The sequence below is a fragment of the Candidatus Wallbacteria bacterium genome, from assembly GCA_028687545.1.
GTDB lineage: Bacteria > Muiribacteriota > JAQTZZ01 > JAQTZZ01 > JAQTZZ01 > JAQTZZ01.
Window position 1 is genome coordinate 1 of record JAQTZZ010000035.1, and the last position, 13,472, is coordinate 13,472.

General features: G+C 48.1%; 12 protein-coding genes and 1 tRNA gene. 6 read left to right on the forward strand and 7 right to left on the reverse strand.

Features of this window, described 5'->3' with window-relative positions; genetic code table 11:
• The 6 genes from PHW04_13270 to PHW04_13295 form a co-directional block, all read left to right on the forward strand.
• The coding region (locus PHW04_13270; GenBank protein ID MDD2716858.1) for an ABC transporter ATP-binding protein at positions 1 to 583 on the forward strand (583 nt) is incomplete at its 5' end.
• A gap of 98 nt (positions 584 to 681) precedes the next feature.
• Positions 682 to 766, forward strand: a tRNA-Leu gene (locus PHW04_13275).
• Between the two features lie 222 nt (positions 767 to 988).
• A complete protein-coding gene (locus PHW04_13280; GenBank protein ID MDD2716859.1) occupies positions 989 to 1,600 on the forward strand; it encodes a type IV toxin-antitoxin system AbiEi family antitoxin domain-containing protein in 612 nt (203 codons plus the stop codon).
• Positions 1,597 to 2,508 carry a nucleotidyl transferase AbiEii/AbiGii toxin family protein gene (locus tag PHW04_13285; protein MDD2716860.1) on the forward strand — a complete coding sequence of 304 codons (912 nt, stop codon included), beginning with the start codon at positions 1,597 to 1,599 and terminating at the stop codon, positions 2,506 to 2,508. The genes PHW04_13280 and PHW04_13285 overlap by 4 nt, the downstream gene beginning before the upstream one ends.
• A gap of 6 nt (positions 2,509 to 2,514) precedes the next feature.
• Positions 2,515 to 4,977, forward strand: a complete 2,463-nt coding sequence (locus PHW04_13290) for a DEAD/DEAH box helicase family protein (protein ID MDD2716861.1) — start codon at positions 2,515 to 2,517, stop codon at positions 4,975 to 4,977.
• Between the two features lie 353 nt (positions 4,978 to 5,330).
• Positions 5,331 to 6,488 (forward strand): Fic family protein, encoded by a 1,158-nt coding sequence (locus PHW04_13295; protein ID MDD2716862.1) that lies wholly within the window; start codon positions 5,331 to 5,333, stop codon positions 6,486 to 6,488.
• Between the two features lie 115 nt (positions 6,489 to 6,603).
• Here the strand turns inward: PHW04_13295 and PHW04_13300 are convergent, their stop codons facing one another.
• The 7 genes from PHW04_13300 to PHW04_13330 all read right to left on the reverse strand — a co-directional run bounded on the left by PHW04_13300 (position 6,604) and on the right by PHW04_13330 (position 13,299).
• On the reverse strand, positions 6,604 to 7,512 hold the full coding sequence (locus PHW04_13300) for a 4Fe-4S double cluster binding domain-containing protein (protein ID MDD2716863.1): 909 nt from the start codon (positions 7,510 to 7,512) through the stop codon (positions 6,604 to 6,606).
• Between the two features lie 221 nt (positions 7,513 to 7,733).
• Entirely contained in the window at positions 7,734 to 8,294 is a 561-nt protein-coding gene (locus PHW04_13305; protein ID MDD2716864.1) for a hypothetical protein, read from the reverse strand.
• Between the two features lie 18 nt (positions 8,295 to 8,312).
• Positions 8,313 to 9,098 carry a M28 family peptidase gene (locus tag PHW04_13310; protein MDD2716865.1) on the reverse strand — a complete coding sequence of 262 codons (786 nt, stop codon included), beginning with the start codon at positions 9,096 to 9,098 and terminating at the stop codon, positions 8,313 to 8,315.
• A gap of 49 nt (positions 9,099 to 9,147) precedes the next feature.
• Complete coding sequence (locus tag PHW04_13315; protein ID MDD2716866.1) at positions 9,148 to 10,341, reverse strand: hypothetical protein; 1,194 nt, start codon at positions 10,339 to 10,341, stop codon at positions 9,148 to 9,150.
• A 76-nt stretch (positions 10,342 to 10,417) separates the two neighbouring features.
• Positions 10,418 to 10,942 (reverse strand): hypothetical protein, encoded by a 525-nt coding sequence (locus PHW04_13320; protein MDD2716867.1) that lies wholly within the window; start codon positions 10,940 to 10,942, stop codon positions 10,418 to 10,420.
• A 25-nt stretch (positions 10,943 to 10,967) separates the two neighbouring features.
• The gene (locus PHW04_13325) at positions 10,968 to 11,411 is read right to left on the reverse strand and encodes a GNAT family N-acetyltransferase (protein ID MDD2716868.1); all 444 of its coding nucleotides are present in this window, start codon (positions 11,409 to 11,411) and stop codon (positions 10,968 to 10,970) included.
• Positions 11,412 to 11,526: 115 nt separating this feature from the next.
• On the reverse strand, positions 11,527 to 13,299 hold the full coding sequence (locus PHW04_13330) for a DUF4932 domain-containing protein (GenBank protein MDD2716869.1): 1,773 nt from the start codon (positions 13,297 to 13,299) through the stop codon (positions 11,527 to 11,529).
• Positions 13,300 to 13,472 lie beyond the last annotated feature (173 nt).

Here is a 13,472-nt window from a genome sequence, read left to right on the forward strand (position 1 = left end):
AGGCCTGTCACCTGACTATCTGCGGCGCTATCCCAAAGAGCTCTCTGGCGGGCAGCAGCAGCGTGTCTGCATTGCGCGGGCACTGATTTTAAGGCCGGAATTCATCATCGCCGACGAACCTGTGAGCCTGCTGGACGTGTCAGTGCAGTCGCAGATCATCAACCTGCTGAATGATCTGAAGAAAGAAATGAATCTGACCATGCTCTTCATTTCGCACGACTTATCGGTGATCAGGCAGACTGCGGACAGGGTGGCTGTGATGTACGGCGGCCAGATCCTGGAAAACGCGCCTGCAGACGAACTTTTCGATAACCCCTTGCATCCGTATACTCAGCTCCTCTTGAAATGCGCGCCTGTAATCAAAGAGGAATCAGGCAGATTCATGAAATGGGAAATCCCGCTCAGGCATACCAATCTGGAACAGATCCCGCAGGCAGGCTGCCCCTTCCGCACCAAATGCTCGATCGAACCGATCCAGGTCTGCGAGCAGATGATCCCGCCTCTCGCCATGGCCACAGCCGGCCATCAGGTGGCCTGCCACAAGGTGACCGGTACCAGAAGAGGGGTTGAAAAAGCACGCTAAACAATTTAGCATTGTTCTACCTCCCGGGCATGGTCTTTGCAGACTCTGTCCGGACCTTGAAAAAAGCTCAGGCTTTTCAAAGGCAATCTCCAAACGTAGCCGGGGTGGTGGAACTGGTAGACACGTACGTTTGAGGGGCGTATGGGTAACCCCATACGAGTTCGAGTCTCGTCCCCGGCACCACCTAACCAAAGGCCCGCTTAACGGCGGGCCTTTTTCATTGCCTGCGACACAGGTGATAACCCAAATTGATAACCCATGTTTAAAATTCCCCCGTGAACCTGACATTAAACGAATCATCAAGGATTTTGATGAAAGTTGGATAAGATTTTTCATTTGACTTTGAAATTGATAATTAATATTATACATCCCAGATATCATTAACCGGGATGGGTTATTTTAATTATGAAAATTCCAAATACTGATTTTAAGCTTGAAGTCTCTGCATTCAAAGCCAGCAAAGGCATGCTGACGACCGGAGAAGCGAAGCAACAGGGGATATCCATCTACACCCTGAAAAGAATGACATCCTGCGGGCTTATTATTCGCCTTGGAAGGGGCTTTTATCGACTGGCTGAACTTCCGCCGCTTGAAAACTCTGACCTGACCCTGGTTTCATTGAGAGCGCCTGAAGCTGTTATCTGCCTGATTTCAGCACTGGACTTCCATCACCTCACGACCAGGATTCCTCACTACATATATCTTGCAGTGGAAAGGGGGCGGAACCGCCCCAGAATTTCATACCCGCGGACCAGGATATTTCAATTTGCAGGCAAGTCATTCAGCGAAGGCATAGAAAAGCACCAATTTGACAATCAACTGGTTCGGATTTATTCAGTCGAAAAAACCCTGGCTGATTGCTTCAAATATCGCAACAAAATCGGAATGGATGTAATTCTGGAAGCACTGAAAAACTACAGGCAGTCGAAAAAATTCAATGTGGAAAAGGTCCTCTACTATGCCGATCTTTGCCGAGTCGAGAGCGTAATAAGTCCCTATCTGGAGACACTGCTTTGAAAAAGGAAATCAAAAATATTCAGGCTTCAATCAATAGAAGGCTTTCAAACCTATCAGTTGAAACAAATAGACCCTTTAACGATCTGCTGAGAAATTACGGAATAGAGCGCTTCTTATACAGACTCTCAGCTTCCCCTCATAGAGATTGTTTTGTACTGAAAGGGGCACTGATGCTTCAGATCTGGAAACTCGGTCCGACCAGGCCGACGATGGACATTGATCTGCTAGGTAGGACTGACAATACTCTTGAGAATATCATGACAATGATAAAGGAAATCTGTTCGAGCCCTGTGGAACCGGATGGACTGGATTTCGACAGCAACAGCGTCACGGTTGAGAACATCACAGCAAACATGGAATACGTTGGTGTCAGAGTAAAGCTGCTCGCCAGATTGAGCAATGTGCGAATTCACATGCAGATTGACATCGGCTTTGGTGATAAGATTATTCCCTGCGATCAAATGATCGACTACCCCACACTTCTGGATTTCCCGGCACCCAGAATCCATGGTTATTCCAGAGAAAGCGCTATTGCCGAGAAATTTCATGCCATGGTGCAGCATGGCAGGCTGAACAGCAGGATGAAGGATTTTTACGATATCTGGTTCCTGACGCAAAACTTGGACTTTGAACTATCCATCATATCCACAGCCATCAGAACTGTTTTTGAAAGTCGGGATACCAGAGCTCCCTTGAGTTCAACTGATTTACTGAGGATGCTTGCTGGAGATCCAGTGAAATCAGCTCAATGGAAAGGTTTCATCAACAATATTTTCTTTCAGGATTTAAAAATCGGATTCCCGGAAATCGCGGAGATGCTGATTATATTTTTTAATCCAGTTCTGGAAGCCATACACAGTGGTAATTCCAGCTATACTACCTGGAAACATCCAGGGCCATGGCTCTGAGAGATCATGGCAGAAAACAATGATCTCTCTTTCTGGCTGAACAGGCTTGTGGAAATCGAGCAGAATATCTCAAATTTGATCGAAGAAAAAAACAAGGTCAGACTGGAGATAGCCAGACTTAAAGAAAAGCCAGTTATTCTTCCCACAATTCTTGGGAAACCCGCATCTGACAAAGTTCCGGAAACTCCGGATGAAAAGATTGCTTTATTCCTCAAACTTTTCCGATGTCGCGAAGACATCTACCCTAAGTATTGGGAAAATCAGTCAAAAGGAACAAAAGGTTATTCTCCGGTCTGCAGGAATGAATGGGTAAAAGCGTTTTGCAGTAAGCCTTCCATTAAATGCACTGAATGCAAGAACCGTGCTTTTGAGGCTCTGAACGAAACCGCTGTAAAATCTCATCTTGAAGGCAGACTGGTTATTGGAACCTATGCCATCCGGGAGAATGACACCTGCACTTTTCTGGCAGTAGATTTTGATGATGAGTCATGGCTGGAAGACTCGGAAGCATACAGAAAGTCAGCCAGGGAATTCGGCATTGAAACCGGGCTCGAACGTTCAAGGTCAGGTAACGGTGCCCATGCCTGGATCTTTTTCTCTGAGCCGGTACCGGCCTGCCTTGCCAGACGTCTCGGCACTCTGATCCTTTCCCAGGCATCAGTCGCAAGAGCTTTACTGTCACTTGCCAGCTACGACAGGTTTTTTCCCAGCCAGGATTATCTTCCTAAAGGCGGCTTCGGCAATCTGATCGCTCTTCCCTTGCAGAAATCCGCCAGAGAAAATGGCAATACAGAATTTCTGGATGAAAAATTTATTCCTTATGAGAACCAATGGCAATTCCTTGCCAGATGCAGGATGATCTCTTGCCGTGAAATAGAGACACTACTTAACTCTCAGAACATAGTATCTGACTCATCTGCTGCCTATGAGGAACATGAATTGATGCTTGATGAAAAGACGCTCAAGTCTTCTGCCAGGCATAAGCTGAAAGGCTGTTACCCCGGACAAGTGGTAATTGCAATTGACTCTCAAATCAGGATCAATCTGGAAGGTCTGCCGCAGAACCTGATCAATGCCTTGAAGAATACTGCGGTATTCGCCAATCCTAAGTTTTACGAGCTGCAACGGTTAAGATTTTCCACTTGGAAAACACCCAGATATATCTTTTGTGGAGAATTGTTGAGTAAGACGCTTCTCCTGCCCAGGGGAGTTCTCGACACATGCCTGGAGTTGCTTGGTATTGCAACTGCTAAAGTCAGTTGCACCGACAATCGGGAAAACAGAAAGAAAATCAAAGTTAAGTTTCTGGGAAAACTGCTGCCTGAACAGAAATCTGCCTGTGCAGGCATCTGTGAATACGAAACAGGAGTGCTTGTTGCTCCGCCAGGAGCTGGTAAGACCGTAATTGCCTGTCAGATGATCGGAACGAGAAAACTGCCGACACTTATCCTAACCCATAGATCCCAACTTCTGGAACAGTGGAGACAGCAGCTCAAGATTTTCCTGAGCATAAAATCCGACAAAATTGGAGCTATCAGGGGCAGCAAGAAGAAAGCCACAGGTTTTATCGACCTGGCTATGCTGCAGACGATCTCAAAACTGGAAGACACCGATTTTCTAAGCCAGTATGGGCAGGTGATTGTGGATGAATGTCACCACATTCCTGCATTCAGCTTCGAATCTGTCATGAAGAAAATCCCTGCAAAATTCGTATTAGGCCTTACAGCTACTCCATACCGAAAGGATGGTCATCAACCGATCATTCATATGCAGTGCGGTCCGGTCAGGTATGAAATGAAGGAGCTTTCAGGCCAGAAATTCGAGAAAAAAGCGATCGTAAAAAAGACTGGCGTGGCCTTTCCTGCCGATCCGGACCAGGAACTGATGATTCAGGAATTCTATGAGATAATCGTCAATGACCGGAAACGCCTGGAGTTGATTGCTGATGATGTGGCTGGAGTGATTGCAGACGGAGGGTTCCCTCTCGTCCTTTCAGAACGGAAAGAACACCTGAACCTGCTGTCAGTTTCAATCAGGGATAGAACCAAGTTCCCTGTAAAAGAGTTTATTCTGGCGGGCAGTCTTAACAAACGTACCCGGGAACAGGTCAATGCGGAAATCAGCGAATGCCTGTCCAAAGGCTCTCGCCCATTTATACTGGCCACAGGCCAGCTGATCGGGGAAGGATTCAACCTGCCGGTACTGGACACATTGTTTTTGGCAATGCCCTTTTCATTCAAAGGTAAGCTCGTGCAGTATGCGGGGAGAATTCAGCGGGATAGTGCAGGAAAAAAGACAATTATCATCTATGATTACCTTGACGAAGCCTCTCCACTGGCTCTATCGATGTTTCGGAAACGCAGATCAACCTATCGGAAACTTGGATACAAGATAATCGTACCTGGAGAGCACGATCATTCTTTCATTGATAATGATCAGCTGAAACTACCACCTGCTGGCGCGAAATGATTGATTCAAAACAGCTACAAGGAAATCTCAGATTACATATTTCCGGTATTACTCAACTTACCAATTCCCCACCTAGTCAATTAGTCGTTTATAGTTGTGCCACATCGTTAATCTACTGTTCTCACGCCATCAATCAGCTCTCGTCCCCGGCACCAAAAGCAAAAAGGCCTCTTTAAAGGGGCCTTTTTTTAATACCAACGGCACAGTGATAACCCAATGATGCTCAGACAGAAAATTGAGGCTGATCAGGTTGATTCATGCCAGTAGCTGGTTGTTGCCGAAAGATTTATTGACTTGTCTGTTTTTCGATAAAATGTCTTGTCTTATTAAAAATATTGATGTAATCTTTTAATATGGAAAAACTTATTAAAACTTCTGAAGATTTGACTGGATTTGTTGCAGGGACCAATAAACAGCAGTTTCAGTACAAAAGCTTCAGTCCTTCCTTGATCAACAGGCCTTGGGAATTCAATGACAGGAAAATGATTCTGAATCTTGAAGATGCTATACGGCTTGTGGGTGAGCTGAACGCTTATTCTTCCCTTGTTCCAGACATAGATTTTTTCATCAGGATGCACGTTGTTAAAGAAGCCACCACTTCCAGCAGGATCGAAGGCACCAGAACTGAGATCGATGAAGCTGTGATGAAAGAGGAAGAAATCACGCCTGAGCGTCGGGATGATTGGCTGGAAGTCCAGAACTACATCAAAGCCATGAATTCCGCTATAGAAGAACTTGACAGGCTGCCTCTTTCAATGAGACTGTTGAAAAACACTCATTCCATTCTGATGTCCGGAGCTAGAGGCAGCAACAAGTACCCTGGAGAAATCAGGAAATCTCAGAACTGGATTGGCGGATCAAACCTGAGCAACGCATTTTTCGTCCCTCCTCATCCTGATGAATTGCCTGATCTTCTATCTGATTTGGAAAAATTCTGGCACAACGATGATCTGGAAATACCTTTCCTGGTCAAAGTGGCAGTCAGCCATTATCAGTTCGAGACCATTCATCCATTTCTTGATGGGAATGGGAGAATTGGCCGGTTACTGACTATGCTGCAACTCGTGGACAGGAAACTTTTAAGCAAGCCCACACTTTACCTGTCCGACTTTTTTGCTAGGAATAAAGGTTCATACTATGATTCCCTGACTATTGTTAGAACCGGCAACGATATCGAGCAATGGATCAGGTTTTTTTTGGCCGGTGTGAAAGAAACTGCTCAAAATGGTATCGATACATTCAAAAAAATCATTAAATTAAGAGAATCAGTAGAAAAGAACTTGTTATCCCTGGGCAGGAGAACAGATAAAGGTCTGGAGCTGCTGAAATTTCTGTTTTCTCAACCAATTGTAACAGTCAATCAAATTTCCGAGGAATTGAAGATTTCTTTTCCGACAGCCAATTCACTATCCAAAGACTTTATCAGACTGGGTATTTTTCATGAAATAACAGGTTTTGCTAGAAACAGGCTGTATTCATTCGGAGAATATTTAACTCTGTTCAGGAAGTAAAGTAACACAGATAAGTCTCTTATTAAGAGTTTCGCCATTATGCTTTAATATGATTTTTCTTATTAAAGGTTCTCCCTTTTCCAAATCAGCAATTCATCAGCAAAGGGAGTTTTCTTCATGACAGAATCGCACCCAGATTGCGGGTCAGGACTGCCATGAATTCCAGCAGACCCAGCCGCTCAAGCTTTGCTCTGGCTGCAGCAGAAAGCCGGTCGGCCGTGGTACCGGACAGGATCTGGGCGGTTTCTTCCTCTGAGAATTCTTCATTGCCATCAAACTTGTCCAACTGTTCTCTGTTTTCCGGGCAGCACTGCTGGCAGAGCATGCAGCCGACCAGGGAATTATGCCATTCTCTGTTTATCCAGGCCGGGAAAGCATGTTCAGGGGGTTTTTCGTTATGAAAAGTCAGGCAGCGCTCGGCACGGATCAGGAAACGCTCAGCTGTGATCGCGCCTGTGGGGCAGCTGCTCAGGCAGGCCCGGCAGTCCCGGCATCTGTCCATTACGCGCATTTCATTCCAGGTATCTTCCCGGCAGGGCAGATCCGAGAAGAACGCCAGGATCTGGAAAAAGCTTCCCATGCCCGCCACATAGGCGATATTGTTCCTGCCATATTGCGCGATCCCGCTCCTGACTGCCAGCAGTTTCCTGGGGATTCTGGCTGAGGCCGCACTGTACCCTTTCCGGGCCAGCCAGTCCTTTAGATTTTTTTCCGCGTTCCGCGCTGTGTCTGCAATGCTTGAGAATGTAAGTGGATGGACTTTTCCCCTGTATGTGAAGCTGACTCTGGTCTGCGGCCTCGGCATTGCCATCACGATCAGGGATTCAGCTGCAGGCAATGAATCCGGAGCCAGGAAAGAGAAAAACGACATTCCTTCCTGATACAGCGCTTCATCCAGCTCTCCTCCGGACCTGCGGCCTGCGATCTCTTCCTTAAGTTCCTGCAGCCGCCTGATGGACACGACCCTTCCCTTCAGGCCACATTCTTCAAACATTACCTGCAAATCATCCATGGCTGCTTTCATTCCAGTTTCTCCGTTCTGACTTCTGCTGACAGGAAAATTGTAATCAACAGGACAGTCACAGTCAACGGGGATAAAGGGACGCATTTAGGACTTTCTCTGACTTCAGTATCCTGCAGTTTAAAAACAGTGGTTCAGGGCTGTTGAAAAAGGACTCGCTGGTGATGGGACTCCAACTCACTGAACATCTCATAACAGGATACTGTTCCTGTCTGTCTCCCAGGTCAGGTGAAAAGGTACATTTTTTTAGACTGCACTTCGATCTCGCGGAATTTCTCCCTCTCCGGCGCAGGCAGCGCCTGGTGAAAATCCGCGGACACGACGAACCCGTTGAACAGCTCCTTATTGTCGGATGAATCAACCAGAAAGATGCAGTACCCGATCAGGTTCAGCACATCGCCGCTGACGTCGATGCTCTTTTTCTCCCTGCCGCCAAGCATCCCGATGTTGCCATTTCCGATGTGGGCCAGTACATGCAGGCCGCAGGGGAATCCCTTGTCCCTGAAATACCCGTCAACAGAGCTCTTGATTTTGTGGAGCAGGTCAGGCAGTTTTTCCAGCCGGGACGAGTCGAACAGCACCATCGTGTTGTCGCCGATGAAGCGGATGCAGAAACCGTCCTCAACGGCCACCAGGTCGCAGATTGTCTCGTGCATGCGGTTCAGCTCCTGATAAATCCCGGTGCAGTCAAAGTTCTTCTCTATGTATGAGAATTTCCGCAGATCAAAGTAAACGAGTATCACCCTTTGGGAAAACGGTGCGGCGATGCTTTTGAAATCCGGCATGGAATCCTCCTCTGCTTTTCATTTACCAGAAGCGCTGGCCAGGGCTTCCACTGCAGCCAATGCCCACTGCAGGACTGTCTGCATCGATTTCTCTTTCACTGTATTTATCGAATCTCGCGGGCCGTTGTGCATTGTTTCGATTATGGGAGGCCTGACTGAAGGTGTTTTGCCCTTCTGCATGGCAGGAACAAAACCTGCCAGTATCTCAGCTTCATTCTCAGGAATTATGCAGACCGAGAGATTTGGGATCCCCTTTTTTTCAAAGGAAGCTTCGTCGCCATGAGGCAGGGCTTTCACAACCCGGACAGGATGGCTTCTGATTGTTTTCCTGAGCATGGCCCTGAATATCAAGCCTGAACTCCTGCCCTGCGCAACCAGAATCAGATCCCCGGTTCCGCAGATGTCCAGATTGATCATGGCCTTGATGTCCTGTTTTCTGACCCGCTCCAGATATGCCCTGCTTCCCACTCCGTGGCCTTCCTCAAGGTCGAAGAAGACGAGATCGAGTGGAATCCCCGGGTCATTCTTCAGGTAATACTCAGCCATCCTGAGCAGAATGCTGACAGCAGCGGCATTGTCGTTAGCTCCTGTGCTGCCTCTGACGCTGTCGTAATGAGCCCCGAGCACAAGCCTTGGCCTGCCCGGATTAAAGGATAAGACTATATTTTCAAACCAGACACCATTTAAATTGTCCCGATAAAGGATATAGGGACAGCCGGTTTCCCGGAGTATCCTGAGAAGCTCTCTGCGCCTTACTCTCTGACTTGCCGAGGCAATGCGGCTGACCCATTTTTTCAGGCTCATCTTCAAACCTCCATTCAGAAACTTCTCCTGGCCAGTTCCACCATGAATTTCACTGATTTCCGGCACTGCGTTTGATGTTGAGCATTATGCCTATGGATATGGCCACGAAAATCAGGACAATGAATGACCCAAAGAACTTTCTGATGCCCATCGGCGCAGAGCACCAGACATCATTAAAGGTATGATTATCCTCGTCAGAGCCGCCGATTATCCAGATCCTGTCCTTGAAAACAACGCTCGATTGCGAAAATCTCGGGCTGAATCCCGCATTCTTTCTCGGATGCCCCCAGTTTGCCCCGTCTTTGGAAAACCAGATGTCATTCAGGCATGTTTTCTCACATTCGCCGCCTGTTATCCAGATTTTCCCCTGATATTCCAGGGCTGAATGCAGGGCGCGCTTGCCAAAGCCGCCATGCTGAGTGACAAGCTGCCAGTCAATGCCGTTTCTGGAAGACCAGACATCGTCCAAGTATGATATTCCATCAGCGAAAGCCATGCCTCCGATCATCCACAGGCAGTCGTTATGCACCACCAGGGCAGTAGAGTCTCTCAGATTGAAAGACGCTGCAGGCACCTCAAGCTTCCATTTCACTCCATCAGCAGAAGAAAAGACTGAGTTTTTGCTTTTATCCTCAAAACTCTTTATCAGCCAGATCCTGTCCTTAAAAAGAACGCATCCTGCCAGGTTTTTATAGAAATCAGCGGAATTGAAAATCTGTGTCCACTTTACTCCATCATTGCTGTTCCAGACCATCAACTGATGATCATATCCGTTTCTGGAGATTACCCACATCTTATCCTGGAAAATAAAACCTGAAAGCAGATAACCGCCAAAAGTATTGCAGTCAGAAATCACTTCCTTCCAGATGGTTCCGTCTGCTGAGTTCCAGACGTCTCCACCACCTTTTACTGCCGGATTGCCTCCACCGATAACCCAGATTTTATCCTGAAAGACCAGGCTCAGGTGAGAAGCGCGCGGGCTGAATCCTGCGTCCGCGGTTTTCTGGATCCAGCCATTGACCCTCACTTTGCCGGATTTTTGTACAGAAGCTGCAGGCATTTCAAGCGTCGGCGCAGGCGCTGGAGTGGCCGCAGGTGTAAGCGTAACAATTCTCAGTTCAGGCGTTGCGGCTGTTTGCACAGGCTGGCCCTGGGAAATCCTTTGAGCAATTGCACCAGCGGCAATGCAATGAAAAAGGATCAGCGAAATCAGTAAACCTGCAAAGATATTACCTTTTTTCATAAATACTCCACCTGTTTTAGATATGATACCAGAATGGAAATTTTCCATCGAGTCAACGCAGAAGCGCTGGTAGAACTCATCTTTTCAGCTCCATCACTGTCATGAAACTGCCGATCATCAAAAGCCTGTCGCTGTGGCTCTGCATCTGCGGGTTGATTTCATTCGGTCTGAGACCCGGGATCAGCTTCCTGCCGATATTCTCGCTCATCTGTTCCACCAGTTCCGAGCAGAACCATCTGTCAGGATCCTGACCGAACGTCTGCGAGGCATAGCCGATGATCCCCTGCCAGTCGTATTTCCGTCCGACCTGGGTGTTGAGCCAGGCCCAGCCGGCCTCGCTTTCGCCGGCGGTCAAATCCCTGATTTCATAGACATCGGCAGTGCAGATGCAGGTCATCTCATTCCAGTTGATCAGCTGCACGCCTTTTCCGGGTTCAGACTCGATCTTTTCGGCATTCCTGATCACTGCCACATGGCTGTATCTGTCCTCAGGCTTCTGCCGCAGCTTCGGCCAGTATCTGACAACCAGGTCCGGCAGGCCGTTTCCCTGGTAATACACGACCCTGATCAATGAGTCTATGATTGGCTTGAACTCGTTCATCTGCCCTCCAGATTCGGGGACTGTGCTAGGAAAGCTTCAGCGTAAACTTGAAATGCGATCCTGCAAACCCCTGCTGTTCGTAAAATCTGTGGGATTCAAATCTGCCCCTGTCGCAGCTTACTTCCAGAATGGCACAGCCGGATTCCAGAGCTTTCTCTTTCAGTTTTCGAACTATTTGCCCGCCCAGTCCCCGGCATCTGTATTCAGGGACAACGTACAATTCCTGGATTTCCGCGACAGGCCCGCAATGATGCAGCAGAGTCTGGATCTGGAGGCTCCCGAAAGCGATGACTCTATTATTCACCAAAGCAGCCTGATAGAACACATCAGGATTCTGCAGGTTTTTCGAATATGCTTTTTCGAATTCCTGATATTCAAAAGTCTGTTCTTCCAGAGCGCAGATCAGGCTGTGTATGTCCTGCAGATCGCTGATTGCAGCAGGACGGAGGAAATACCCGTTCAATTGCATGTGATTAACCTTTTATTCCATGTGTTTAAAATATGATACCAGATGGATAAAATTATCGGGTAACAGCCGCCTTGCTTATCTCCGTCAAGGATTGGCTTGAATGCAGATACCCGGTTTACTTTGCTGTTCTGAATGTCAGGCGCACAGGCTTCAGGTAAAATCCGTTCTGATCGCAGAAACCTAGGAATCTGAGCGTATTCAGCGAGTAACTATACTGCCTGCCGGGTTCCAGCTTCACAGGGATCGTCAGCACTGTGAACGAGCCGTCATAGGACAGCTTGCCCGCAGTTTTCGGGAGATCCGCGCCGCCGCAGAATGACCAGTTGCCGTCAATCATGGGCCGGTCGAATTTCACAGTGATCCTGTCCAGCCTGCTGTCTACATTGTCAGCTCCACCGGCAGGCGTGACAGAAACTATCTTCGGCCTGCCGGCTCCGTCTTCGGATGTCATAAAGGCGACTTCCACAGGCATGAGGGGATTGCCGTCCCTGTCCATGAATGTCATGTAATTATCAGAATTCAGCTGGAAATGATAACACCAGTTCGGCTTGAGCTTGACCGGGATAGTGAGGATCTTTCCTGTACCATCGTAAGTCAGTGTGCCCATTTCAGGAAAGTCATCCCCTTCTCCGATAACAGCCCAGGCCTTGTCCTTCATGGGCCGGTCGAATTCAACCGTGATCCTGTCGCATCTGAAGTCCACGTCCAGTCCCTGGTTGGCAGGCTCCATTCTCACTATTTTCGGGGCTTTCAGTTCCAGTTCCTTCCGCTCTTTCTCCCACCTGGCACTGAAATCCGCCAGATGCCTGTCCGCCTGCTTCGCGAAACTGCTCACATAGCTGATGACAGCCGGGAAAGCCGCTTCCAGCGATCCACGACTGTTTTTTTTCTGAAAGGCCTTCCACATGATATCCGAGATGCCTCTGGTCATGATGAAATAGCGGCGCTCTTCACTGTCGATCTTTTTCTCAGCTGCCTGATCGCCGAAAGTCTTTCTCAGGTAGCACACCTCAGAGGCCCTGACACAGCTTTCGTAAAGGAAGGTCTTCCATTCCCCGTATGCCTGTTCCGCCATTTTTTCTCTGACAAGTTTGAAAATCTTCTCTCCGCCACTGCCAAACTTAAGGCTGTTCGCATCCACCAGAGGATTGACATAGGAATGGGAAAATTCGTGGATTATCGTATCCAGGACATCCTCGTCGAAATCCGGCCTGCCATGATCATCAGTCTGCCAGATGCCCAGAATCGAGAAACATTCCTCAATGGAGTCAGGCAGCAGGATTTGCGCGCCGTAACAGCAGGGTCCATTGAGAAATGCAGGTACCAGTATGAAACGGTGCCCGGCATTATCGCCGAAAAAGGCCTGCAGGAAAGGAATGATGTCATTCCTGCCGAGCAGTGTCTTGAGCCTCTGCCCGGAAAGAGCCAGCAGCGAAGCGTGCTGTTTCATGAACTCAGGAAAACTGCTGTCCCTGACGAAAGACTCCAGCGCCTGCCTGAACTTCACGGCATCGTCTCTCTGCCATCTCTTGTCCTTGAGAATGGACCTGTAATCATCCCTGATCCGCATGCTGTCTATACTGTCCAGGCTGGCCGCGAATCTCATCACTGCATCGTATCCGACTCCATGGTCCTGATAAAGATTCCGGGCCATGGCCACTGCCTCATGCTCCCTGAATGGCCCGAAAAATCTGTCTGCGTCCTTGGCAAACCCGCTGATCATGCATTCCTGGTATTCAGGATTGCCGGCCAGCCTGAAAACCAGGCTCAGAAGTTCGAACCTCGGATCAGTCTGGATGACAATCTGCCTGAATTCGCCTGTCCAGCCAATGGCGCATTGTATTGTAAGAGCCGTGAAAACCAGGATCAGAAAAATTCTCCTCTGCATGTTATCCTCCAGAATTTACCTGATTGCATAGCGCCGACTAACTGACATCTGCAATCCATTGAATACAGAATAATACATGACTGGCAGGATTGTAAAGCCCCAGGATACATGATACAGGGACGATGCATTATTATTTTACTTTTCCAGGTGTTTAATTCTGGTCTTCCCTTTCA